This is a genomic window from Rhodococcus sp. MPR-R1B (genome assembly GCF_058793255.1).
Genome location: NZ_JBXAFO010000009.1, coordinates 138,382 through 160,817, shown reverse-complemented (window position 1 = coordinate 160,817; position 22,436 = coordinate 138,382). Strand labels below are relative to the sequence as shown.

26 protein-coding genes and 1 pseudogene are annotated in these 22,436 nt (G+C 62.6%); 10 read left to right on the top strand and 17 right to left on the bottom strand.

Features of this window, described 5'->3' with window-relative positions; all coding sequences use genetic code 11:
- Nucleotides 1-11 precede the first annotated feature (11 nt).
- From AC1Q61_RS15215 to AC1Q61_RS15190, 6 genes are all read right to left on the bottom strand, one after another.
- Nucleotides 12-515 carry a GbsR/MarR family transcriptional regulator gene (locus tag AC1Q61_RS15215; RefSeq protein WP_042925083.1) on the bottom strand — a complete coding sequence of 168 codons (504 nt, stop codon included), beginning with the start codon at nt 513-515 and terminating at the stop codon, nt 12-14.
- A gap of 61 nt (nt 516-576) precedes the next feature.
- Nucleotides 577-1,833 carry a hypothetical protein gene (locus AC1Q61_RS15210; RefSeq protein WP_042925087.1) on the bottom strand — a complete coding sequence of 419 codons (1,257 nt, stop codon included), beginning with the start codon at nt 1,831-1,833 and terminating at the stop codon, nt 577-579.
- Between the two features lie 34 nt (nt 1,834-1,867).
- Complete coding sequence (locus tag AC1Q61_RS15205; protein WP_215515945.1) at nt 1,868-3,859, bottom strand: glycosyltransferase family 39 protein; 1,992 nt, start codon at nt 3,857-3,859, stop codon at nt 1,868-1,870.
- A 93-nt stretch (nt 3,860-3,952) separates the two neighbouring features.
- Nucleotides 3,953-4,465, bottom strand: coding sequence for a GNAT family N-acetyltransferase (locus AC1Q61_RS15200; protein WP_042925090.1), 513 nt, complete (start codon nt 4,463-4,465; stop codon nt 3,953-3,955).
- Nucleotides 4,466-4,588: 123 nt separating this feature from the next.
- A complete protein-coding gene (locus tag AC1Q61_RS15195) occupies nt 4,589-5,893 on the bottom strand; it encodes an HNH endonuclease signature motif containing protein (protein ID WP_042925091.1) in 1,305 nt (434 codons plus the stop codon).
- A gap of 48 nt (nt 5,894-5,941) precedes the next feature.
- A complete protein-coding gene (locus AC1Q61_RS15190; protein WP_042925094.1) occupies nt 5,942-6,835 on the bottom strand; it encodes a dihydrodipicolinate synthase family protein in 894 nt (297 codons plus the stop codon).
- Nucleotides 6,836-6,906: 71 nt separating this feature from the next.
- Here AC1Q61_RS15190 and AC1Q61_RS15185 point away from each other — a divergent pair, with 71 nt between their 5' ends.
- A complete protein-coding gene (locus tag AC1Q61_RS15185; protein WP_030537090.1) occupies nt 6,907-7,815 on the top strand; it encodes a LysR substrate-binding domain-containing protein in 909 nt (302 codons plus the stop codon).
- Between the two features lie 6 nt (nt 7,816-7,821).
- Here AC1Q61_RS15185 and nadC read toward each other — a convergent pair whose 3' ends face one another.
- Genes nadC through nadA form a run of 3 tightly spaced genes read right to left on the bottom strand, consistent with a single transcriptional unit; the run spans nt 7,822 to nt 11,299 of the window.
- Nucleotides 7,822-8,694 (bottom strand): carboxylating nicotinate-nucleotide diphosphorylase, encoded by an 873-nt coding sequence (nadC, locus tag AC1Q61_RS15180; protein WP_003941805.1) that lies wholly within the window; start codon nt 8,692-8,694, stop codon nt 7,822-7,824.
- Nucleotides 8,694-10,265, bottom strand: a complete 1,572-nt coding sequence (locus tag AC1Q61_RS15175) for an L-aspartate oxidase (RefSeq protein WP_003941771.1) — start codon at nt 10,263-10,265, stop codon at nt 8,694-8,696. The genes nadC and AC1Q61_RS15175 overlap by 1 nt, the downstream gene beginning before the upstream one ends.
- Nucleotides 10,262-11,299 (bottom strand): quinolinate synthase NadA, encoded by a 1,038-nt coding sequence (gene nadA / locus AC1Q61_RS15170; RefSeq protein ID WP_003941702.1) that lies wholly within the window; start codon nt 11,297-11,299, stop codon nt 10,262-10,264. The genes AC1Q61_RS15175 and nadA overlap by 4 nt, the downstream gene beginning before the upstream one ends.
- Before the next feature lie 102 nt (nt 11,300-11,401).
- Between nadA and AC1Q61_RS15165 the strand changes: the two genes are divergently transcribed.
- Entirely contained in the window at nt 11,402-12,130 is a 729-nt protein-coding gene (locus tag AC1Q61_RS15165) for an NUDIX hydrolase (protein WP_007733069.1), read from the top strand.
- A 14-nt stretch (nt 12,131-12,144) separates the two neighbouring features.
- On the opposite strand, the gene AC1Q61_RS15160 is transcribed toward AC1Q61_RS15165, so the two are convergent.
- Nucleotides 12,145-12,477, bottom strand: coding sequence for a Rossmann-fold NAD(P)-binding domain-containing protein (locus AC1Q61_RS15160; protein ID WP_003941794.1), 333 nt, complete (start codon nt 12,475-12,477; stop codon nt 12,145-12,147).
- A gap of 109 nt (nt 12,478-12,586) precedes the next feature.
- Entirely contained in the window at nt 12,587-13,189 is a 603-nt protein-coding gene (locus tag AC1Q61_RS15155; protein ID WP_007733070.1) for a TetR/AcrR family transcriptional regulator, read from the bottom strand.
- A gap of 83 nt (nt 13,190-13,272) precedes the next feature.
- Here AC1Q61_RS15155 and AC1Q61_RS15150 point away from each other — a divergent pair, with 83 nt between their 5' ends.
- Entirely contained in the window at nt 13,273-14,103 is an 831-nt protein-coding gene (locus AC1Q61_RS15150; protein ID WP_042925098.1) for an SDR family NAD(P)-dependent oxidoreductase, read from the top strand.
- Nucleotides 14,104-14,114: 11 nt separating this feature from the next.
- On the opposite strand, the gene AC1Q61_RS15145 is transcribed toward AC1Q61_RS15150, so the two are convergent.
- The 3 genes and pseudogenes from AC1Q61_RS15145 to bioB form a co-directional block, all read right to left on the bottom strand.
- Nucleotides 14,115-14,705: a DUF2567 domain-containing protein gene (locus tag AC1Q61_RS15145; protein ID WP_003941661.1), complete on the bottom strand. Its 591-nt coding sequence runs from the start codon at nt 14,703-14,705 to the stop codon at nt 14,115-14,117.
- 11 nt (nt 14,706-14,716) lie between these two features.
- Nucleotides 14,717-14,898: pseudogene (gene bsaP / locus AC1Q61_RS15140) on the bottom strand (biotin synthase auxiliary protein BsaP).
- Nucleotides 14,895-15,908: a biotin synthase BioB gene (gene bioB / locus AC1Q61_RS15135; protein WP_024487821.1), complete on the bottom strand. Its 1,014-nt coding sequence runs from the start codon at nt 15,906-15,908 to the stop codon at nt 14,895-14,897. The pseudogene bsaP and the gene bioB overlap by 4 nt, the downstream one beginning before the upstream one ends.
- Before the next feature lie 175 nt (nt 15,909-16,083).
- Between bioB and AC1Q61_RS15130 the strand changes: the two genes are divergently transcribed.
- A complete protein-coding gene (locus AC1Q61_RS15130) occupies nt 16,084-16,740 on the top strand; it encodes a TetR/AcrR family transcriptional regulator C-terminal domain-containing protein (RefSeq protein WP_007733086.1) in 657 nt (218 codons plus the stop codon).
- Here the strand turns inward: AC1Q61_RS15130 and AC1Q61_RS15125 are convergent.
- Together AC1Q61_RS15125 and AC1Q61_RS15120 are read right to left on the bottom strand one after the other, a co-directional pair.
- Entirely contained in the window at nt 16,726-17,046 is a 321-nt protein-coding gene (locus tag AC1Q61_RS15125) for an AzlD domain-containing protein (RefSeq protein ID WP_007733089.1), read from the bottom strand. The genes AC1Q61_RS15130 and AC1Q61_RS15125 overlap by 15 nt on opposite strands.
- Nucleotides 17,043-17,756 (bottom strand): AzlC family ABC transporter permease, encoded by a 714-nt coding sequence (locus AC1Q61_RS15120; RefSeq protein WP_051649715.1) that lies wholly within the window; start codon nt 17,754-17,756, stop codon nt 17,043-17,045. Before AC1Q61_RS15120 ends, AC1Q61_RS15125 begins: the two co-directional genes overlap by 4 nt.
- A 64-nt stretch (nt 17,757-17,820) precedes the next feature.
- Between AC1Q61_RS15120 and AC1Q61_RS15115 the strand changes: the two genes are divergently transcribed.
- The 3 genes from AC1Q61_RS15115 to AC1Q61_RS15105 all read left to right on the top strand — a co-directional run bounded on the left by AC1Q61_RS15115 (nt 17,821) and on the right by AC1Q61_RS15105 (nt 19,312).
- Nucleotides 17,821-18,393, top strand: a complete 573-nt coding sequence (locus AC1Q61_RS15115; RefSeq protein WP_030537098.1) for a helix-turn-helix domain-containing protein — start codon at nt 17,821-17,823, stop codon at nt 18,391-18,393.
- 101 nt (nt 18,394-18,494) lie between these two features.
- Nucleotides 18,495-18,908, top strand: coding sequence for a VOC family protein (locus AC1Q61_RS15110; protein WP_042925105.1), 414 nt, complete (start codon nt 18,495-18,497; stop codon nt 18,906-18,908).
- Nucleotides 18,909-18,937: 29 nt separating this feature from the next.
- A complete protein-coding gene (locus AC1Q61_RS15105; RefSeq protein WP_030537100.1) occupies nt 18,938-19,312 on the top strand; it encodes a VOC family protein in 375 nt (124 codons plus the stop codon).
- A gap of 5 nt (nt 19,313-19,317) precedes the next feature.
- Here the strand turns inward: AC1Q61_RS15105 and AC1Q61_RS15100 are convergent, their stop codons facing one another.
- Complete coding sequence (locus AC1Q61_RS15100; protein WP_003941708.1) at nt 19,318-19,482, bottom strand: hypothetical protein; 165 nt, start codon at nt 19,480-19,482, stop codon at nt 19,318-19,320.
- 288 nt (nt 19,483-19,770) lie between these two features.
- Between AC1Q61_RS15100 and AC1Q61_RS15095 the strand changes: the two genes are divergently transcribed.
- Genes AC1Q61_RS15095 through AC1Q61_RS15085 form a run of 3 tightly spaced genes read left to right on the top strand, consistent with a single transcriptional unit; the run spans nt 19,771 to nt 22,382 of the window.
- Nucleotides 19,771-19,899, top strand: coding sequence for a hypothetical protein (locus tag AC1Q61_RS15095; protein ID WP_003941742.1), 129 nt, complete (start codon nt 19,771-19,773; stop codon nt 19,897-19,899).
- Nucleotides 19,883-20,398, top strand: coding sequence for a tail fiber domain-containing protein (locus AC1Q61_RS15090; protein WP_030537101.1), 516 nt, complete (start codon nt 19,883-19,885; stop codon nt 20,396-20,398). The genes AC1Q61_RS15095 and AC1Q61_RS15090 overlap by 17 nt, the downstream gene beginning before the upstream one ends.
- Nucleotides 20,399-20,408: 10 nt before the next feature.
- Nucleotides 20,409-22,382, top strand: coding sequence for a helix-turn-helix domain-containing protein (locus AC1Q61_RS15085; protein WP_308251878.1), 1,974 nt, complete (start codon nt 20,409-20,411; stop codon nt 22,380-22,382).
- The last annotated feature ends 54 nt before the right edge of the window (nt 22,383-22,436 follow it).

Below are 22,436 nucleotides of genomic sequence, written 5' to 3'. Positions count from 1 at the left end.
AAACCCGCGTCCTATTCGGACGCGGGTTTCTTGCCGTCGCGTTCAGCTTTGAATCGCATCCACTCACTGCTCAGCATGCGATTGCCGATGATCCACCCCATGTAATCGCGCATGTTGAGCACACGAATGTACGCGGGACCGTTGGGATTTGCGTACTGCAGGGCCTCGGTCGCAAGCTTGCGTTGATTCTCGAGATACACGTGCTCTGTTTCGAGGAATCCGCCCCACACGTCGGAATCCATGACGTAGTAGTGAGTCCGATCCCGAGGCTTGCGCGTGAGCTTGACGAACCCCCGGTCGATCAACCGACGAATGTAGGTGGACACCGATCCGCGACTTGCTCCGAGTGCCTGCGCCAACTCTTCGGCGCTGACCCCTGGCGACTCGCTGATCAACAGATAGCCCGCAATACGTCCTTCGATGCGGGCCCCACCGCCGGACTGCCAGTACACGGAGAACTGATCGATGAACCAGGTGGAGAAATCGTCACCGCGAGCAGGGCTGGCATCGCCCATTCGTTGAGCCTCCGACGTCTCTGGGTACGAACAATTCGCCACTATTGTGCCAGCACCACCGTCACCGAGCCGAAATCACCAGCCCTGGAGTGGTTGCGATGAACTCGAGCTGTTCGATTGTCAAAGGCGACGCCGATGTGGAGCCAGCCGATGTCACGAACTGGGTCACCACTACTGTTTCGCCGGAGGGGTGAACAACCCGGACCGTGTCATCGCCCGAGCCATCGGGATCGACCAGGCGAGTCACGGTGGTGGAGCCTGGCAACGTCAGTGTCTCACCCGGTTCCGGCACAGCGGTACCAACTGATATTTCGACATCGCTGCTGCCGTCCGCTGTCGAGGCGACGATCCGCTCGCACACTCCTCCCTGTCCGTAATCATCTGGAACCAACGAACCGAGCGGGCGCTCCAAAGTGACGCCTGCCGCGCCGAGATCCTTCCAACGTGCATCGAGCAACTGATTCAGTCGGTCGATATCCATGCGCGACGCAGGTGGACCGGCATTCACAGAATCGGTGTAGCAGGATGCCATCGGCGGCGGCGTCGAGTCTGGAACCGGCGCAGTCACCGCAAGCCCCGGCGCGGTCGCTAACGCGATCAGTTCGTCCATCGTCAAGAGCGGGGAAGCATCCGACGAAGTTCCGGTCGACGTGTCGACGCTGGCAACAACCCGGGATCCATCACCGAGATACGCGACGACTCCGCGCTCGCCCCCGACTTCCGAACCGTCTGTGTCTTCGAAATCGGCTCTGTCCTCGAAATCGGCGATGTCGAGCACTGTTCCGTTTTCGAGATGCTCCCGCCGATCCACCAGACCCTCCAAGCACGGCGGCACCGGCTGATCCCATGCACGCACCTGAACCGAGATATCCGCAGTCCGCCCGACGCGAGTCAAGGTTCCCTTCGCCGACGTAGAACCGCTGAACTCGATCGGGTCGACCCCGTCAGGAAACGAGGCACCCCGGTAATTCTGGATCGGCGCAAACTCGAGCGATTTCGATGGACTCGCAAATGCAACGTCGACATCGGAAGGCAGCGATTCGAGTAGTGCGTCGCTCATGGCGGTGGCCTTCGGTCCCGAGAACCATGGATAGTCCGGGTCGTCATAGCCGGGCTCACCGGCAAAACCGTAGTTGATACGCACCGGCGGACCCGGCGATGCCACCGAATCGCAGCCGGGAATCGACGCGCCCGTGTCTTCGTTCGTCACCGCCGCGACAACAGTTCCCAAGGCGACGATCGAGACGATCACCAGCCCGTCACGCCAGGTCCATTGCTCGCGGCGACGGTTCGACTCGTGTGCGGTGCGCCCAGACATTTCTCGATCATTGCCTACCACAACAACTACGTCGCTATCCGACATACCCGCTGAGGTCGTAGATCGTGGAATTTCCCACCGTTGTCGACGTGAAATTCGCTTCGACCCATTCCTGGATGACACTCGACGTGCTGTCCCCGCTTTGGCCCTCTCGCTGGCTTCCGCCCTGGCCACCGGCAATGTAGTAGTGAATTTTTCCGTCTGCCACGTACTGGATGAATTGATCCAATGTCGGTGCGGGATCGGAACTCCAACCGCCGATCGCCATCACCGCGGTATTGCTGGCCAACTCGTAGGTTGCTGCGCTTTGCGAGCCGTTGGTCGCGGCCGACCACGTGGTGCCCGCATTGACCAGCATTGCCGTCAACTCGGAAGTACTTTCACTGCCGCTACTCAGTTCTTGCCCGTTCGACGCCGGATTTACAGTCGCGTCAGAAGAATTCGGCGGAGCGTCACCGTTTTGCAGCTCTGGGCCCCCACCCATACCTCCTCCCCCGCCGATTCCGGAGTCGGACACGGCGCCGGTCGATCCGGCCGTCGGGATGGACCCACCGTGCGCTGTTGCGGCAGTGGCAATCGCGTAAGACGCAGAACCGGTTATCCCTGCCAACGATCCAAGAATCAATCCAGCGACAGCGAGCTTGCGAAATCGATCCTTAGCTCCCACGAGAACCAGGATCGCGCCGACGACAGTGCCTACCAACAGAATCCACTTCAGCATCGGCAGCCAGTCGGCATTGCGGTGCAACAACACCCAGCTCCAGATTCCTGCGGCCAGCATCGTCGCAGCCAACCCGCAACGTCCGATCCAACGGGCACGGACCAACCACAGAGCGTATCCACCGGTCCCGATCATCCCCGCGACGGCGGGCGCCAGCGCAACTGTGTAGTAGGGGTGGATCGTGCCGGACATGTAGCTGAAGATCAGGCCGGTAACGAGAAACCAGCCACCCCAAAGGATCAACGACGCACGGACAAGATCTGTGCGCGGTGCGCGCCCACAGGCGAGCAGGCCGAACACCAGCGCAATCAAAGCCGCAGGAATAAGCCAGGAAATCTGGATACCCATCTCGCTGCCGAACAGCCGTTCGAGTCCGGCACTTCCCCCGAAGCTCGAACCTGCACTGCCACCGGCCATTCCGCCACCGCCACCGGTGCTCCCGAAAAGTCGACCCAATCCGTTGTATCCCACTACCAAGTCCATGACGCTGTTGTTGGTCGATCCGCCGATGTACGGGCGAGAATCAGCGGGCCACAGCCACACTGCCAACACCCACCACCCAGCCGATATGACAACGGACGCAGCACCGATCACCAGGTGGACCAGGCGAGTCCGCAAGCGCACCTGTCCGGCGATCAAATACGCGGCACCAAATGCAGGCAACACCATCAGCCCTTGCAGCATCTTGGTGAGAAAGGCAAACCCCAGCGCTACTCCTGCGAGCGCCACCCACATAGCGGCTCGACGACCTATCGCCGTGCACATGGCGCGAATAACGAAGTAGCCGGCGAGAGTCATGAGCAGAACCAACAGTGCATCAGGATTGTCGAACTTGAACATCAGGGCGGCAGCGGGCGTAGCTGCCAAAACAGCTCCCGCCACCAAACCCGCAGCGGGCGACGCCACTCGTTTGACGGCCGCGTATACGAGCGCAACCGATCCGATGCCCATCAATGCCTGCGGAACTAGAAGGCTGGCACTCGAAAATCCGAAGATTCGCCCGGACACACCCATGACCCACAATGAAGCGGGCGGTTTGTCGACCGTGATGAAATTCGAGGTATCGAGGGACCCGAAGAACCACGCTTTCCAATTCTGGGAGCCGGCCTGCGCCGCTGCAGCGTAGAAGGTGTTGGCGTAGCCACTCGCGGTCAGATTCCACAAATACAGGACTGCCGTTGCTGCCAACAGGATCGTCAGCGCCAATCCCGTACTGCGCGTGCGGAACCACGACGGCGAGGGCTCCGCGCGATGGGCAGTTGGTGCCGGCCGCTGACGCGGGGCCGGATGCAGAACGGCGGTCATCAGGAAGTCCCTTCACGAGTTACTGTCCTGCCAACGATCGCGTCTCCAACCCTGGCGGCACTGGGAGCCGCCTGGAAAGTTGCTGTGAATGGATCAGGTCAGGGAGCGCTCGAACAGCACGACGCTGAACCACCCGTTGTCGGCATCGTCTCCGAAGTCACGACGCCCTACCTCGGCGAAACCCGCGTCTCGGTAATAGCGGCGCAACCGCACGTTGGTTTCTACACAATCGAGCCGCAGGTACTGCGCGTTCTCCTGCGCGGACCGTCGATGGGCCCAGACGAGTAAGCGTTCGCCCAACGAGGTGCCCGAGAATTCTCGATCGATAACCAATCCGTGCACGTAGCCGGCAGGATCGTTCGAATTGGGCCAGACCACGGGGTCTGACCAGATCAACCGCAGGGCACCGACAATCCTCGACTGTTCCCGGTCTCGCGCAACAAAGAACTCCCCTCTCGAAATCTGCTCCCCGACCTGCTCGACAGACACTGAACGCGGGCGCCACTGGATGATTCCGCGTTCTGCCAACCAGTCTTCTGCCGCGTGCCGCAGCGCCAGAATCTCCGGCCCATCGGTCTCGACCGCTTGCACAACGTCGACAACCATATGACCTCCCCCATATCTGCAGCCGTTCACAACAACACGGCCTCCAGGCCCCAACCCGGGTGTATCTCCGAGTTGAAGCCTATCGGCGTGAAGTTGTGCGCCTGAACGGGTGTCACCACTCAGTCAGGTTTTGAATGTGGTGTTGGCCGGTCGCGGGTGCTGGCCGGGGTCGATCGAGGGCGGCGGGATGAACCACGGTTTGTTGTCGGCGCCTATTCGGATCGCCCATTTCCCGACGAACCCTGATTTGCGGTGCATCAGTCGGTGATGTGAACGGCACAGCAGCACCAGGTTGTTCATCACCGTCGGGCCACCGTTCGCCCAGTGCCGGATGTGGTGCGCATCAGTCCAGGCGGGCACGCATGTGCAACCCGGGAACGCGCAGCCTCTGTCGCGGGCAATCAACGCAGTCCGTTGTTCGGCGGTGACCAACCTCTTTCCTGGTTTCGCATCCAAGGGCGCGCCGTGATCGTCGAGCAGCACGGTCGACAGGAAACAATCACACCCGAGGAGCCTGGTCTGCGACACCGACAGCGGGCCCAGCCAGGGCATGTGCCCGACATCGAGATCCGACACAGCCATTCCGTCATCAGAAGCAGCGGGTGCGGCGGCGCAGTCCCGATGCTCCGCCAGATCCCGAGCGTTGATGTGCACGTTCACGTGCGGCCGCTGACCACCATCGGTGCCGGTCTTAGCGCAATCGAGATACCGCCGGATCAGTTCCGTGAACCCGTCCGCGGTCCGCTTCGCCGCCGACCGAGAATCCGGCGTCCCATCCGGTGCCTGGGTCGGCATCGTCAGATTCGACAACGCCGACAACAACATTTCACCGGTGAGGGCGTCGAAATCACCGCGCACCACCACCCGGCCGTTCAAGGTCGAGGCGATCCGCAACTCGTTGAGATCGACATCCTCGGCGGGCGGGATCTCATCCGATTCGAACAACCGCTCCAAGGTCGCGATTACGTTCCGCACCTTCGTGGTCGTCGCCTCCACCCCCGATGCCGCAGCCAACAACAAATCGATGCACTTCGGTAGCGCCTCCTCCGGCATCCCCTTCGGCGGTGACTCACAGAACGCCACGATCAACACGGCATGATCGAACGAGCAATCCCCGCCATCGAACCGAGCCGCCACCGCCGGAAACGGCCGCAAAGCCGCACCCAACGCGGCGATCTTCTTCCCGTCCCGAACCTGCAGCATCGTGTTCGCCGCCAACCAGGACCCCACACCGCGGCTGGCAATCACCTGATCATCCGGGCGCAACGACAACTCGTCCACCACAGCCACACGCACAGCTTCGAGGCGCAGAATCTCCGCACTCGCCGACACCGCAGCAGCGCGCAACTCAGCAGCAGTCAACCGCCACAACCGTCCGCGTAACCCCACCGCAGAACCAGACACCACATCCGACAACAAGACACTCATTGAATCCCCCGATCCCCTCCCCAAATCATACTCGAACACCCGTTCGAGTCAAGAGTGGTAGACCTCGAGCGCCCGCGCTACCGATTCGTCACCCGCAGGTAGCAACGGCAGTCGCACATGGGGAGTCGGAATCTGTCCCAACGCATGCAATACGCCCTTGATCACAGTCGGGTTCGGTTCGGAAAACAGAGCTCCGGACAGCTTCGACAAACTCCGCCCGAGGTCACGGGCGCCGTCCACATCGCCACTGTCCCAAGCTTTTACCAAGCGGACGAACTCAGCGGTCGACACATGAGCGGACGCCAAGATGCCACCGGCCGCACCCAAGGCCAGAAGAGGCGCGAGAAATAGATCATCCCCCGCCAGTACGGCGAAGTCGCCTGGAAGATCCGCGAAGAGTTCGACGGCAGCTGCGTCGATACCGCCCGCGGCATACTTCACACCAACAACCCCGGGCAAAGTACCCACCTCCTGCAAAGTGCCGCTGTCCAGATCGCACGCAGTCCGGTACGGCACGTGATAGACGATCAGCGGCACTGGGCTCGACGACTGCAGATGCGCGAAATGCGCCGCCACACCGGCTTTCGACGGCCTCGTGAAGGAGGGAACCGGCACCAACGCCGCCGAGACCTCAGGCCACCGAGCCAGCCTCCCGAGCGCCTGCGCACTGCCCGCCGTGTCGTTACTGCCCGCGCCGACGATCAACGTCGCACCTCTCGCACGGCACACATTCGCACAGATATCCAGAACGGTCACTCTCTCCTGTTCGGTGAGTGTTGCGGCTTCCGCTGTAGTCCCCAGCGCAACGAGTCCGACCGCACCCTCGGAGAGGACCTGGTGCGCAAGCTGTTCGAGTGCACCGATTGCAATACGACCGTCGCTCTCGAAGGGCGTGATCAGTGGAACATGGATTCCGGCCAGGTCAACTCGAGTCGTAGTCATAGAACTCAGCCTCACCGAACAAACCTTGTAGGTCTAGTTCGCATTTCCATCGTCGAGCGTAAGCTGAGCTGATGCTCGATGTTCGCCGACTGAAGCTCTTGCGCGAACTAGCGCTGCGCGGAACCATCGTTGCCGTTGCCGAGGCGCTGTCGTTCAGTCCCTCCGCGGTGTCGCAGCAGTTGGCCGTCCTCGAACGTGAAGCCGGCGTGCCGCTGCTGGAACGAACAGGCCGTCGCGTCCGACTCACACCCGCCGGTGAGAACCTCGCACGTCATGCCGAAGCCATCCTGCAACGCCTGGAGCAGGCGTCAGGTGAATTGGTCGACGCACGTCGTGGACTGGCGGGGCCGCTGCGCATTGGAACGTTCCCGACCGCGGCACGGGCGATCCTCCCGGCGGCATTGATCGCCCTGTCTCGCGAGCATCCCGGGTTGGAACCGATGGTTTCGGAGATCGACCCGGCGGACGTCGCCGACGACCTACGAGCTGGGACTCTGGACTTGGCGTTGATTCACGACTACGACTTCGTCCCTCGCCCCACCGAACCGGGCCTGACGACATTGCCGCTGTGCAGCGAAGCCGTGTACCTCGCTTCGAGTGACATCGAGTCAGATCCCCACGACGCTGTCGCATCACTGACCGACTGCGTAGAACGTCCCTGGATTACCGCAATTCCCGGAACTGCTTGTCATGCAATGACTATTCGCGCATGCCAGGCAGCTGGATTCACCCCGAAAGTGCGACACCACATCGACGAATTCGCCACCGTTCTCGCCCTCGTCGCTGCGGGACAGGGTGTTTCGCTGGTTCCTGAACTCGGAGCAATCCATCCGCCGCTAGGTGTGCGCCTGACGCCGATGCCAATTCGACGAAGGACGAAGATTGCACACCGAGCGGGCTCCGACGCTCACCCGGCGGTCGCAACCGTGACAAACGCGCTTCGCTCGGCCGTCCCACAACTGCTGGACGCCGAGCAATAGCGGCATCTACATGTCGAGCCCGAGGTCGAGGACCGTCACCGAGTGTGTCAGGGCACCGACAGCGAGGTAGTCGACGCCGGTTCGGGCGTACTCTGCGGCAACGTCGATGGTGAGACCACCGGATGACTCGAGTTTGGTTTCTGGAGCAACAGCGTCTCGGCGCTGGACCGCGATCTGCGTCTGCCACAGCGGGAAGTTGTCCAGCAGAACAAGTTCCACGTTCTCCGCCAGCACCTGATCGAGCTGAGTGAGGTTGTCGACCTCAACTTCGCACTCGATGTCCGGGGCGAGCTCACGGACCGCACGAAGTGCTGCGACCACCGAACCGGCAGCAGCAACATGGTTGTCCTTGATCAACGCCGCGTCACCCAATCCCATACGGTGGTTGACGCCTCCGCCCACGTGGACTGCATATTTCTGCAGAGAACGCAGTCCGGGCAGTGTCTTTCGGCTGTCCCGCACTTTGGCATGAGTGCCGGCGATGGCGTCGACCCACTGTGATGTCGCCGTGGCGATTCCCGAGAGATGGCAGACGAGGTTGAGCATCGTGCGCTCTGCCGTGAGAAGTCCGCGGGTGGGTGCGACAACGGTGAGCACCGATTGACCTGGCGCAACCCGAGTTCCGTCGGCCACCCGATCAACGACCTCGTAGTTACCCGCGCCGATCACCTCGTCGAGAACAAGCAGTCCGACGTCGATGCCGGCGACAGTACCCGAGGAGCGTGAGACGACCGACGCCTTCGCGACCGCATCGGCGGGAACCGTTGCGGTAGAAGTGATGTCGGGGCCATAGCGCAGATCCTCGTCCAGAGCGAGCCTGACCAATGTGAGCAGCTCGTCACGGTCGAGCGGCGCGGGCAGGATCTTCTGCTCGGTCATCAATGAACTCCTGTCAACAACATGTCGGGTATTTCGAGCGCTCCGTCGGCACCCATCTTGATCCGAGTGCTGCGACGCTGATTCGGATCTGTTTCAGGATAGTCGGTGCGGGTATGGCAGCCACGGCTCTCGGTTCGCGCCACGGCCACGTCGACCAATGCAGTCGCGGTCAACGTGAGCGCCGCGTCTTCGAGGTCCGGAGCAGCCACCGCCACTGTCTGTTCGGCGTCGGCAAGCGCGGCTCGCGCAATCTGGAGACCGCCTCCGTCGCGAACCACTGACGCGTGTGCCGTCATGACGGACTGCACGGTCTCTCGCGGCAGGATCGGCATCGGCTTGCGCACCACGTTGACCACTTCGGCATGAACCTCGCGACGCTCGGCAGCTGCGATTCCTGCACGCTCCCCGACTACCAAACCCTCGAGAAGGCTGTTGGACGCAAGACGATTCGCGCCGTGCAATCCCGTGCGAGCCACTTCGCCTGCTGCGTAGAGACCAGGCACTCCCGTTCGTCCATGGACGTCGGTGGCGACTCCGCCGCACGAATAGTGCGCGGCCGGAGCGACCGGAATTAATTGGGTGCGTGGATCGATGCCCGCTTCGAGGCAGGACGCCGTGATGGTCGGGAATCTCGAATCGAAACCGTCGAGCTTGCGAGCGTCGAGATAGACGTGATCAGTGCCGAGATCGCGTAGGCGTGCTGCGATTGCCCTCGAGACCACGTCACGCGGGGCGAGATCACCCAGCGGATGAACACCTGCGGTGACCGAATCACCGTTGGTGTCGACAAGAATCGCGCCCTCGCCGCGGACCGCCTCACTGATCAGGGGTCGGCGGCCTACCCCGCCCGGAGTGAAGAGCACCGTCGGATGGAACTGAACGAACTCCAGGTCCGCAATCGCCGCACCGGCTTCGAGTGCCAACGCGATTCCGTCGGCAGTCGCTCCGGGCGGATTTGTGCTGCAGGCATACAGCTGACCGAGTCCGCCGGTAGCGAGCAGCACCGCGGGCGCATGGATCACTCCGAGGCCTTCCGGCGAGGAGACGATGAGTCCGCACACCCCACGCCGGTTGGTCACCACCTGGACTGCCGCTGCACCGAACAGAACGGGGAGCCCGGCAGCATTGAGAGCCCGCTGCACTTCCGCGCCAGTGGCGTCGCCGCCGGCATGGATGATCCGACGCGTGCTGTGCCCACCCTCGCGGGTGCGCGACACCTCGCCGTCTCGCCCGCGATCGAAGACCGCTCCCAACGCGGCCAGCGCAGCAACAGCGTCGTGACCAGCTTCGACGATGGAATAGACAGCTTCCTCGTCGCACAAACCGACGCCGGCCTCACACGTATCCGAAACGTGCGACTCGACGGAATCGGTATTCAGATCGTCGACGACCGCGATGCCGCCCTGCGCGTACTGAGTCGCGGTGTCCGTCGGACCGCCCTTGCTGACCGTGAGTACTTTCAGTCCCCGCAGAGAAGCGGTGCGCGCAGCGGTGAGGCCCGCGACACCGCCTCCCACGACGACCAGGTCGGCATGAGCCTCCCAGGCGAAACGCCCGGCAGGGCTGGTCACTCGCCGCCGCCCGGATTACCGATCTCGATCATGCGCTGCACCGACTTCTGTGCACGCTTGGCCATCTCGAGATCGACGTGGACCTCGTCCTTGCCCTCGAGAAGGCAGCGAAGCAACGCGGCAGGCGTGATCATCTTCATGTACGGGCACGACGCGCGGTCGTTGACGGCCTGGAAATCGACGTCGGGCGCTGCCTTGCGCAACTGGTGCAGCATCCCGATCTCGGTCGCGACCAGAACCTGCTTGCTCTTGGTGACGCGGGCAGCGTCGAGCATTCCGCCGGTGGAGAGAATCTTGACCTTGTCCGCGGGGACCGCGCCTTCACCGGCTAGGTACAGAGCCGAAGTAGCGCAACCACATTCAGGGTGCACGAACAGCTCGGCGTCTGGGTGCGACTTGGACTTGGCCGTCAGCTCGTCACCGTTGATGCCGGCGTGCACGTGGCACTCACCGGCCCAGATCTGCATGTTGGTACGGCCCGTCACGCGCTTGACGTGAGCTCCCAGGAACTGGTCCGGCAGGAACAGAACCTCGCGGTCGGGATCGATCGAGTTGACCACGTCGACGGCATTGGACGAGGTGCAGCAGATGTCGGTGAGACCCTTCACCTCTGCGGTTGTGTTCACGTACGACACCACCAGCGCGTTCGGGTTGTCGGCCTTCCACTCACGAAGCTGCTCGGCATTGATCGAGTCGGCCAGAGAGCAGCCGGCTCTCTCGTCCGGGATCAGCACGGTCTTGGACGGCGACAGGATCTTCGCGGTCTCGGCCATGAAGTGCACACCGCAGAAGACAATCGTGTCCTCGGGCGCCTCGGCAGCGATTCGCGACAGCGCCAGGGAGTCACCGACATGATCGGCGACGTCCTGAATCGCAGGCAGCTGGTAGTTGTGCGCAAGAATCGTCGCGCCGCGTTCGCGAGCCAGACGTTTGATCTCAGCGGCCCACTCGGGGGTCGCTTCGACTCCGTTGTATCCGCCGGGGCCGTCGTGAATCTGCGAGGCCGATCCCTCCCATAACGTCGTGGTCGTCATGGCGTTCTCCTTCACCGTGAACCCGGGCTCGTCACCCAGTTCAAATCCGGACGGGCTGGCCCGGATTTCCGTATTCGAGGTTTTCGACTTAGGATCGAAAACGTGCCCAATAGTAACACCACCCACGAAGTGCTTGCAGCGGTGTTCCAAGTTCGCACCTTCCCCGCAAGCATCGCCGCAGGTGACGGCGATCACTGCCCGCAAGGGCGTGAAGAGTTGGCCGTACTGCTGTGGCAGCGTGCACTCAACCCACAGAAGGGCACGTGGTCCCTGCCCGGGGGCACTTTGCGCGACGACGAGGACCTGACGACCTCCGCTCGACGACTCCTCGCCGAGAAGGTCGACCTACGAAAGGTCGCCCACCTCGAACAGCTCTCCGTCTTCAGTGATCCACAGCGCGTGCCGGGTCCGCGCCGCATCGCGTCGACCTTCCTCGGACTCGTTCCCCTCAGCGCCGACCCACAACTGCCACCGGACACAGCCTGGCACCCCGTTTCGAAGTTGCCGGAGATGTCGTTCGACCACGGAACCGTCGTACGGCACGCGCGCAATCGACTTGCCGCGAAACTCTCGTACACCAACATCGCATTCGGGCTGGCCCCGGAAGAGTTCGCGATGTCGACACTGCGCGAAATCTACTGCGCTGCCCTCGGTTACCAGGTCGATGCCACCAACTTGCAACGCGTGCTGGGGCGTCGAGGCGTTCTGACTCCCACCGGCAACACCGCACCGTCCGGCAAGTCGGGTGGACGTCCACCCGCCCTGTACCGTTTCACCGACTCCACCTTGCGGGTCACCGACGAATTCGCCGCACTACGGCCGCCAAGCTGACACCGATCGCACTGTCAGGCAACAGCTTCGAGACTTCCGCGCTGCAACCACACCGAGGTCACGGCGCCGGCCGGATCGATGACCCGGTTGATTACACCGAACCGAGTCGTCACCCGATCGAGAATCCGATCGGCCTGCCAACGATCCGTCGGATCGGCGACAATCGCAAAGAAGCGATGGGCAGGTTTTCCCGCCATGACGCGAACCAATTCGGTGACCGTCCGCGCCGTGACTGCCACGCTCCAACCAGCGTCGAGAAACTCGGCGGCCGTGCGCGCACCGTGCTCGAATCCGATGTCCGTGACAAGTACAACTCCCCTGTTGGGGGCGATCTCTGAAACACTCATTGCCGAACCTCCACTCGGAATCAAACTTCTTGACTCCTATGTAAGTCCGCAATCTTGTGCTTCCCTTGTGCTGGTTCTGTGAGAACTCTGGGGAATTGCGCGCCCCACCTCAGACTGCCCTGGAAAGGCCCGCCCAGAAGACCGTCGAGGCCGCGTTCACCACCTCGCCCACCGGCACGTCGCCCAACATTCCGCCCGCAGCAAGCGTCGCGACGCCGTGGAACGTCGCAAAGGCAACCAGCGCAATACTTTCCGGATCACCGGCGGCAATGTCACCTGCGGCCTGAGCTTCCGAAACGAGCCGGACGGTCAGGTCCATCGTCGCGTGCCCCGCGTTGACGACAGTTTCGGCGGCGCCCGGCGCATGCTTGTTGCTGTACATCAGAGAGAGCAGGCCCGGATGCTCCAGCGCAAAATCCACGTAGGCATTGGCGAGCGAGGAGAACCGGGCCCTCGCGGTCGGTGGAGCATCCGCGACTGCCCGCTCGAGCGCACCGGTCATCCGATGGAATCCACTTTCGGCCAAGGCATCGAGCAAAGCCTGGCGATCACGAAAGTGCTTGCCCGGAGCCGCGTGGCTCACGCCCGCCTCACGCGCGAGTTGCCTCAGCGACAACTTGTCGACGCCATCTCGTTCGAGTGTTGCTTCGGCCGACGCCAGGAGTTCCTGTCGCAGGCTGCCGTGATGATACGGCTGTTCGTGGGCGGGCATGGTGGCACCATATCAAAATGTTGTCATTGACAACTATGGTGTCAGTGCCTACATTTGGGATCACCCGAACCGAAGGAGCCACCATGGCCATCGACGTAGCCGGAACCACCGTCCTCATCACCGGAGCCAGCGCTGGGCTCGGAGTGGAATTCGCTCATCGCTTTGCCGCTCGCGGCGCAAACCTGGTTCTGGTCGCCAGGCGGGCCGACCGCCTCGAGGCACTCGCCACCGAACTCCGTGGCGCCCACGGCATCATCGTGACAGTCCTGCCCGCCGACCTGGCCGCACCCGGCGTCGGTGCATCGCTGCACCAGGAGCTGACAAACCGTGGCATCACCGTCGACTCGCTGATCAACAACGCCGGATTCGGAACACACGGGGCATTCGTGGACGAAGATCTCGAGCGCGTCACGTCCGAGATTCAGCTCAACATCGCCACGCTGGTCGAGCTGACACACACATTCCTGCCCGACCTTCTCACCGGCCGCGGAGCACTGGTCAACATCGCCAGCACAGCGTCGTTCCAGCCGACACCGGGCATGGCCGTCTACGGCGCGTCCAAGGCGTTCGTACTCAACTTCACCGAAGCACTCTGGGCCGAAGCTCGCGGCAGCGGATTGACTGTATTGGCGGTGTGCCCCGGTCCGACGCGCACCGAGTTCTTCGACGTAGTCGGCTCCGAAGACGCGGCGGTCGGGCGAATGCAGACGGCAACTCAGGTGGTGGACACCGCTTTCCGAGCACTGGATCGACGCTACGCGCCGCCGACCGTCGTATCGGGACTGCCGAACTGGGTGTCCTCGATCAGCACTCGCTTCGCAACCCGCCGGTTGGGCGCGCTGATTTCCGGGCGACTGTTGGGTGACGTGCGAATGAAAGCCGAAACCAAGCGCTCGTCGACCTCGCCGGCCTAGCGACGCAACAGTTACGGAAGTTTCGGCTGGCTCTCGACTTCGGTCTGTTCGGTGTCGGTGGCCGGATCCCCAGATTCCGGATCCCCGGATTCCGGGTGGTCCCCCACCCCGAGGTCGTCGTACGGATTGAGCACTGCAAGAACCAATGTCACGACGCACGCCGCGAGCGGCTGAAACAGAAGCACGAGCAAAGTTCCGACGTTCGGGGCCCGCGCGATGATCTCCCCGACCGCCGGATTGTCGGCCGTAGGGAAACGCAGTTTTGTCACGCCCGAACCCACGAGTGCCATCAGTCCGGCACCTGCCACTGAACCGACTATCAACCCGCCCAGGGCATAAGGACCTCGACTCAGGCGTGCCAACCAGGCCGCCACAGCCGACAGCACACCGACGATCAGTGCCAGCCAGATGAACACGGCGCTCGCGTCGAACTGATGAAGGCTCTCACCCGTCAACGCGACGCCGCGCCCCTCGGACACCACCAACAGGTGCTCGGCCGGAGCCAAGAACGCCCACAGCACACCGACGAGCACGCTCACGCCCGCAATGGTTGCGGCGATCACGATCGCGGTGCGCAGACGAGTCTGCCGAAGAGAGATCACACAGAGTGACGCTACCTGCGGGCGACGTCGATCGAGTCGACGACACCGTGTCGGGAGCATTTCGCCCACCATCCGTCAGGGCTGACCTGAACGATCATGCGGCGCCCGCACTGCTCGCAGAAGCGAGGAGGCTCGAGCCCCATCGACGCCCGGTGAACGGGTTGTACCGCTCCTCGGTCACCGGAGTGCTCACAGAGTGTCGTTCAGTGCTTTGATCGGCATCTGCAGATCCACCAACAAATCCAGATCCTTCTCGGCGGGACGTCCGAGGGTCGTCAGATAGTTGCCGACGATCACGGCGTTGATTCCGCCGAGGATGCCCTGCTTGGCACCCAGGTCGCCGAGAGTGATCTCGCGTCCACCTGCGAAGCGCAGGATCGTGCGAGGCAGCGCGAGACGGAAAGCGGCCACGGACTTGAGCGCCTCACTGGCGGGCAGCACGTCCAGATCACCGAACGGCGTACCCGGACGCGGGTTGAGGAAGTTGAGCGGGACCTCGTCCGGCTCCAGTTCAGCCAGGTTGGCCGCGAATTCTGCGCGCTGCTCCAGCGATTCGCCCATGCCGAGGATTCCGCCGCAGCACACTTCCATGCCTGCTTCACGAACCATCCGAAGCGTGTTCCACCGCTCTTCCCACGAGTGCGTGGTCACGACGTTCGGGAAATGCGACTTCGAAGTTTCCAAGTTGTGGTTGTACCGGTGCACACCCATGGCGGCCAGTTGGTCGACCTGCTCCTGGGTGAGCATGCCGAGCGAGCAGGCGATCTGGATGTCGACCTCGTTGCGGATCGCCTCGATGCCTGCGGCAACCTGAGCGAGCAACCGGGCGTCGGGTCCGCGGACGGCGGCCACGATGCAGAACTCGGTAGCGCCCGACTTCGCAGTCTGCTTGGCAGCTTCCACCAAGCTCGGGATGTCCAACCACGCCGCGCGAACCGGCGACTGGAAGAGTCCGGACTGCGAGCAGAAATGGCAGTCCTCAGGGCAGCCGCCCGTCTTCAGGCTGATGATGCCCTCGACCTCGACCTCCGGTCCACACCACTTCATACGCACATCGTGGGCGAGAGCCAGCAGGTCTTCGAGCCTGTCGTCGTCGAGTCGGAGTACGTCGAGCACCTGGCTTTCGGTCAGGCCAACTCCTCTTTCGAGAACTTGCTCGCGCGCCTGGTCGAGGATGTCGACCGTCGCAGGGGCCGTGCTAATCGGGGGCGGGGTCACAGACGTCTCCTTCGAAACCAGCAAAATTGAACACCGTACAAGTTGAACGGTGTTCACGTTAGAGACGTGGTGGAATACTGTCAAAGGCGGGTCCGATCGACATCCGATCGACATCCGATCGCGAGCGGTCCACAGCGGGACGAAACGAGGGGAACAACAAGTGCAGTTGCGACGCGGCGACGTGCTGGACGGCGCCATGGCGATACTCGACGAGTTCGGACTTGCCGACCTCACGATGCGCAGGCTCGCAACCTCACTAGGTGTCCAACCCGGCGCTCTCTACTGGCACTTCCCGAACAAACAGACCTTGCTGGGCGCGGTCGTCGACAAGATCCTCGAAGACCTCGACGCCCCCGTCGACGCAGACACGTGGCAAGAAGCGTATTCCGAACTGGCACACAGACTTCGGTCTGCCCTACTGGCGCACCGCGACGGCGCCGAGTTGGTCAGCGCCACCTTCGCCTCGCGGATGACGAACAGCAAGGTGCGCGAGCATTTCGTACAAGCCGGGCAAGAATCCGGTCTCTCACGCGAGCACGCCCAACTCGCGGCGTACGCCCTGCTGTATTACGTACTCGGCCATACCGTGGACGAGCAGTCCCGAGCGCAGATGGAAGAAATGGGGGCACTGACCAGAGCACCCATTTCCCCCGACTCCCCCGAGGTGATCGGCGGCGGTTCCGACGAGGACCTCCTCGACGGCGATCCGACAGTGCGCTTCCAGTTCGGCCTGGACCTGTTCATCGACGGCATTCGCACTCGCCTGAATTCGATCCCCGATTCAACGCCCATCGAATCGGCTCTACGACACTCCTGACAGTCGGAGTACTGCAGTAGTGCCGGCCGCGACAATCACCACGACCACCAACGGCGCCTTGAACCAGGCGCAGATGCCTCCGGCCACCACGCCGAGCATCCGCGCCGGCCCCGCAACGTCATGCCCGGTGAAGACCGTCGATGTCACAACCACTGCGAGCAGCAGCACCACGACAGCACGATCGAGGGTTTTCTCGGCGAAGCCGGAGAGCTTCACCCGAGCGCGGAGCAGAACGCCACTTGCCCGCAAAGCGTAAGAACCGCAAGCGAACACGACGATACCGATCCAGACCGACGCGGTATTCATCGAACCTTCTCCCGGAACGGTATCGTCACCGCGATACTCAGCAGCGCAACGAGCGGAGCGGTACCCGACGGCAGGAACGGCGACGTGGCCACCGCGACTGCTGCACCGATCAGGGCGGCAAGCAGCGTCACCTTTTCCTTCAGCGCAGGCAAGACAAGGGCCAGAATGACAACCGGAAACGCGGCATCCAATCCCAACGCGCCGGGGTCTCGGACGACTCTGCCGAGCAGCCCGCCCAGGAGAGCTCCGATCGGCCACGACACCGCGATCCCGATCCCACAGAACCAGAAGGCCGCACGCTTCTGCTTCACCGAGCCCTGCGCCATGGCAACCGCGACGCTTTCGTCGTTGACCAGGTGCGCGCCGACCAACTTGCGCCAGCCCGAGCCCCTGCGCCAGCCTGAATCCGTGTGGCGAGCCTCGCCGAGAAAAGATCCCGCTGCCAATCCGTAGGCGAAGTTTCGGGAGTTGATCAGCAAGCCGGCTACAACTGCAGCGACGGCGCCGCCTCCGGCCGCGATGATTCCGATGAATAAGAACTCCGAAGACGCTCCCAGAACGAGTACAGCCAACGCCGAAAGCTGCCACAACGAGAATCCAGCCGATCCTGCCGTCACACCGTAGGACACACCGACGATGGCCACGGAGAGACAGATCAGCACGCTCACCCGAACCGTGTCTCGATCAACTGTTCGCCATAAAGAACGCATGTATTCTATGTTGAACGAAGTGACACCGTTCGTCAAGTAGAACGATCGATCGGAGAATCGAACGATGCCCAGTAATGAAACGGATACAGCGGAGACTCCTCAGAAACTGGTCGCCGTCGCACTCAAACGCGAACGTGCCCGAGCAGGCTTGAGCCTTTCGGAGGTCGCCCGGCGCGCCGATATCGCCAAGTCCACACTCTCCCAACTCGAATCCGGACTCGGAAATCCGAGCCTCGAAACTCTGTGGGCACTCGGAAACGCATTGGGTGTGCCGTTCTCACAACTCGTCGACTCTCAGGCACAGACCGTTCAGTTGATTCGAGCCGGAGAAGGTCCGGCGATTGCGTCGGCAAACGCGTCGTACATCGCGACGCTCTTGGCGCCGAGCCCACCGAACGCACGACGCGATCTGTATCGGATAGTCGCCGAACCGGGCGAGCCGCGTATTTCCACTCCGCATGCACGCGGCACCACCGAACACGTCGTGATCGGCACCGGACGGGCGGAGGTCGGGCCCACTGCAAATCCGATCGAACTCGGACCGGGCGATTATCTTGCTTATCCCGGCGACGAGGAGCACATCTTTCGGGCGCTCGAACCAGGGACGACAGCGATCTTGGTGTCGGAACACACCTGAGCCGCGATGAGTTTCGCCGCTGCGGGAAGTCTGTATCTGGGAGGTGACGTGGCCAGAGCCTCGATTGCCGACGACAGTAACGACCGACAGCAGGAGGACCCATGTCCGGATCCAGCATCAGCAGCATTTTGCTCTCGAGCACCGACCCCGAACGCTTGCGCGACTGGTACGCCGAGGCGTTCGCCCCGAAGGTCGACCGGACTCCCGGCGAACCCGGCTACGACGTGCTCGACTTCAACGGTTTCTACGTGATGCTCGACAGACGCGACGACGTCGGCGAGACCAACCCCCAGCCGGGTCGCATGTTCCTCAACGTCGAAACCGACGACGCCCGGTCGATCGCACAGCGCATCGATACGCTCGGCGGAAACTGGCACGCTCCACTCGAAGACCGCGGGGGCAGTTTGTTCGCCACTGCGATCGACCCCGACGGAAACTACGTTCAGATCATCCAGTTCAGCGAGGAAGCCAGGGCCGAGATGGAATCCGGAATGACGGATTCCCAAACCACCTAGTCCGGCAACCGCTGGGAACGGAGATAGTCATGCTTACAGACACGAAAGCATTCAGCGGATTTTCGGTGACAGACATCGACTCTGCAAAGAAGTTCTACGGCGAAACACTCGGGTTGAAGGTAACCGACGGAGACATGGGACTGATTCGCCTACATCTTGCCGGCGGAACCGAGATCCTCGTTTATCCGAAGCCGAATCACGAAGCGGCGACCTACACGATTCTCAACTTCGTCGTCGACGACATCGACACAACCGTCGACCAACTGACCGCACGTGGCGTGGAGTTTCTCAAATACGACGGATTCCCCCAGGATGCGCGAGGCATCATGCGTGGCAACGGCCCCGACATCGCGTGGTTCACCGATCCCGCCGGCAATGTTCTGTCGGTGATCAAGGAGTCCTGACGCGCTTAACCGCTGAACAGCTGCGACTGCCGCTGTTCAGCGGTGTCGGTGTTGGAGCGTTCTGCTGCCGCAGTTTCACGCTCGGCAGCCAGTTGCTCGGCGCTTTTTGCGTCGACAACGGGCTCCGACGCGCTGAGGTCGGAAAACAAGCCACTGCTCGATTCGTTCACATGCCACCCTTTTGCCTGGTCATCGTTGCCGCGCGCAGATAAACCTGCGTTAGAGATCGGTCGATGGCTACTCAATTACTGCCGCCCGTACGGCGCCGACAAGACGCCGATGACTCAGCAGTTCTTCACCCAGTGTTGCACGCCTGTGTTTTCCACGAGAAATTCGGTCCAGACGGGTTGTCATCGCCCGCACGGCGGAGCAATGTGAAAGATGAGCGCGGAGCAGGTCGGCAGCACTTTCGTCGGACACCTGGCCCCTCAATTCACCGCACAATTTTTGGAGGAATCATGTTGGGAATTGCTTTGGGCCTCGGCAGCGCCGCTGTCGGAATCGGCCTCGGACTGCTCGGCGCAGGAGCGGGAATTCTGCTGAGCGACAAGACCGTCAAAACCGCACGACGTGAACTCACCGCCTGACGAGGGCGAGCGCACTGAATTTTTGGGCACTCGGGTCGGTATTCGGGTGAACGCCGCGATGCGACACCCCGCGCAGTGGGTGTTCGCACGGGCCGCGCATCGACGTGGCGTGCATACCGGCGTAGATGTTCCGACGAGCGCGCAGGACGTGCTCGACCGGTTGACGGCACTCCGAATAAGTACGTGGAGTTACGGATTCGACCACAAGTCGGTCCGTCACCTGGGTCCGATGGCGCAAGACTTTGCGGCGATTTTCGGCTTGGGATCCAACGCCCGCCGGATCTCCGCCGTCGACGCGAACGGCGTCTGCATGGCGAGCATCCAAGCGTTGAACCGCAAAATCAGTGCCCTCGAGACAGAAGTCAGCGCGCTCGAGAAGGACGTGAACAGACTGAGACGGGAAACGGGAGACACGAGCACGACTCGGAATGCATTGGAAACAAACAACAATCACATATCCACACCGCTCGACGAATTCGGTGGATCCACCGGTCTGTAGTTTGTTCGGTGTGACCGCCCCTGATTCAGACTCCGACTCAGCGCCCAACGTGATTGCCGCGCTGTTCGACGTGACGTCCGATTCAGTCGGCGACGAACATGTCGAACAGGTACTTGCCGAATTCGGCTTTGGCGCAACGGAGGTCGCGGAGACCGCGGCCCTCATCCGGGCCAGTCGGTCGGAATTTCGGCGACTTCGCCGTCGCGAGAACGAATTGGCGGTTCTCTATTCGAGTGCACGTGAGCTCGCGCAGGTTCGCGACGTGGACACACTGCTGCAGAGGCTGGTCAACCGCGCACACGACATCATGGGCACCGACGTCACGTACCTGTCCGAGTTCGACGTGATCACTCGTGACCTGAATGTTCGAAAGACGGCCGGCGCGGTCTCGCCGGAACTCCAGCATCTGCAAGTTCCTGCCGGCGCGGGACTGGTCAGCGCGATTGCCGAATCTCGAGCAGCCCAATGGGTTCAGAACTACAGCGACTACACGCAGTCGCGCCATGACGAAGTGGTCGATGCCGCGATCGTCGCCGAGGGTCTGGTGGCGATTCTCGGCGTGCCGATGCTCTCCGACGGCCAGATCCTCGGAGTCCTGTTTGCCGCCGACCGCCGGGAACGACGATTTACCGCAGATCAGATCGCCCTGCTCTCTGCGCTGGCTGATCACGCCTCGGTAGTCCTGCAAACCGCACGGGCGCTGGACCGCGCCGAGGAATCCGCCGCCGAGACCGGGCGAGCACTCGACGAGCTGCGCGAGCACGTGTCCGCGCGGGACAAATCGAACATCGTCCACCAGGATCTGATCCACGCCGTTCTCCGCGGCGGTGGCTACGCCCAGGTTGCACGAACTCTCAGCAGCTCGCTCGAGCGCAGCACCGTCGTCGTCGACAGTGAGCTACGCCCTCTCGTGAAATCCTCTGGCGAGCAGATCACGACGGTGCCGTTGTCTCTTCCTCCCGCCGTGTCCGAGGCCATCGACCAGAGTCGCCGAAGCGGCCGATGCACGTTTGTCGCCGATGACAGTGAGACCGTGATCCAACTCGTCAGCGCCGTCACCGCCGGAGAATCGTTCCTCGGGGCCATCTTGCTGAATCGTTCGGACGCGCCGATCGGCCCCGTCGAACTCCGGACCGTGGAACGGGCAGCTCAGGTCACTGCCATCCTCGTGTTGCAACACTCGGCGGCAGCAGCAGCGGACCGGCGTGCACGTGACGAACTGGTCGCCGACTTGCTGAGCACTGCGCCCGAGCGCAGGCGCGATCTCGAACGTAGGACCCGCAACCTCGGCATCTCCCTCGGCGAACTGGACACCGTCCTCGTGGTGTCGGTCGCTCCGGAACTCCGCACCGCCGCGCTCCGCGCAATCGGGCAGTCTCTGCCGGTAGCGGGGTTGGCGGCGCAGCATGCCGGATTGATCGCGGTGGTCTCGCGCTCGGGAAACCCGGCAGCCGCGGCGACGGTCATTCACCGTCAGATCACCGGTTCGGTAGGACCGCACGCAGTAGTCATTGCGCCGACGACGGCGGAACGCCCCGAAGAGCTCCCGGCGCGCTTCACCTCGGCGCTGCGCACGGCCCGCCTACTCACGGCATTGGGCAAGACCGACGGCGCGGTCACGACGGCGTCATATCTGCCGTACACCGTTCTGTTCGGCGAGAATCCGGAATCACTTCATCAGTTCATCGACGAAGTAATCGGCCCGGTACGCGCGTACGACCGCGACAAGGACACCGATCTCACCGCGACCCTTCGTGCCCTGGTACGCAACGAAGGGAGCCCGACCAAGGCTGCCCGCGCACTCAACTATCACCCCAACACCGTCGTTCAGCGTCTCGACCGCATCCGTACGCTCCTCGGTCAATCGTGGCGCGAAGACGAGAACTTTTTCCGGGTGTCCATGGCGACGAGGCTCGACGAACTTCGGGACGTGGGAACCGAAGAGGCCGGAAGCGGCATCAACGACAGCGGCGATGGTGCATGACACTACAATTTCGACCGATCGATGTGTTGTGAGCACGTGGCCTGGCAGGCATCA

Bases quoted from the DNA above. Each gene is read 5' to 3' on its own strand.
- AC1Q61_RS15215 (WP_042925083.1), bottom strand. From the start codon at position 515: ATGGGCGATGCCAGCCCTGCTCGCGGTGACGATTTCTCCACCTGGTTC.
- AC1Q61_RS15210 (WP_042925087.1), bottom strand. From the start codon at position 1,833: ATGTCTGGGCGCACCGCACACGAGTCGAACCGTCGCCGCGAGCAATGG.
- AC1Q61_RS15205 (WP_215515945.1), bottom strand. From the start codon at position 3,859: ATGACCGCCGTTCTGCATCCGGCCCCGCGTCAGCGGCCGGCACCAACT.
- AC1Q61_RS15200 (WP_042925090.1), bottom strand. From the start codon at position 4,465: ATGGTTGTCGACGTTGTGCAAGCGGTCGAGACCGATGGGCCGGAGATT.
- AC1Q61_RS15195 (WP_042925091.1), bottom strand. From the start codon at position 5,893: ATGAGTGTCTTGTTGTCGGATGTGGTGTCTGGTTCTGCGGTGGGGTTA.
- AC1Q61_RS15190 (WP_042925094.1), bottom strand. From the start codon at position 6,835: ATGACTACGACTCGAGTTGACCTGGCCGGAATCCATGTTCCACTGATC.
- AC1Q61_RS15185 (WP_030537090.1), top strand. From the start codon at position 6,907: ATGCTCGATGTTCGCCGACTGAAGCTCTTGCGCGAACTAGCGCTGCGC.
- nadC (WP_003941805.1), bottom strand. From the start codon at position 8,694: ATGACCGAGCAGAAGATCCTGCCCGCGCCGCTCGACCGTGACGAGCTG.
- nadA (WP_003941702.1), bottom strand. From the start codon at position 11,299: ATGACGACCACGACGTTATGGGAGGGATCGGCCTCGCAGATTCACGAC.
- AC1Q61_RS15160 (WP_003941794.1), bottom strand. From the start codon at position 12,477: ATGAGTGTTTCAGAGATCGCCCCCAACAGGGGAGTTGTACTTGTCACG.
- AC1Q61_RS15155 (WP_007733070.1), bottom strand. From the start codon at position 13,189: ATGCCCGCCCACGAACAGCCGTATCATCACGGCAGCCTGCGACAGGAA.
- AC1Q61_RS15150 (WP_042925098.1), top strand. From the start codon at position 13,273: ATGGCCATCGACGTAGCCGGAACCACCGTCCTCATCACCGGAGCCAGC.
- AC1Q61_RS15125 (WP_007733089.1), bottom strand. From the start codon at position 17,046: ATGAATACCGCGTCGGTCTGGATCGGTATCGTCGTGTTCGCTTGCGGT.
- AC1Q61_RS15120 (WP_051649715.1), bottom strand. From the start codon at position 17,756: ATGCGTTCTTTATGGCGAACAGTTGATCGAGACACGGTTCGGGTGAGC.
- AC1Q61_RS15115 (WP_030537098.1), top strand. From the start codon at position 17,821: ATGCCCAGTAATGAAACGGATACAGCGGAGACTCCTCAGAAACTGGTC.
- AC1Q61_RS15110 (WP_042925105.1), top strand. From the start codon at position 18,495: ATGTCCGGATCCAGCATCAGCAGCATTTTGCTCTCGAGCACCGACCCC.
- AC1Q61_RS15105 (WP_030537100.1), top strand. From the start codon at position 18,938: ATGCTTACAGACACGAAAGCATTCAGCGGATTTTCGGTGACAGACATC.
- AC1Q61_RS15095 (WP_003941742.1), top strand. From the start codon at position 19,771: ATGTTGGGAATTGCTTTGGGCCTCGGCAGCGCCGCTGTCGGAATCGGC.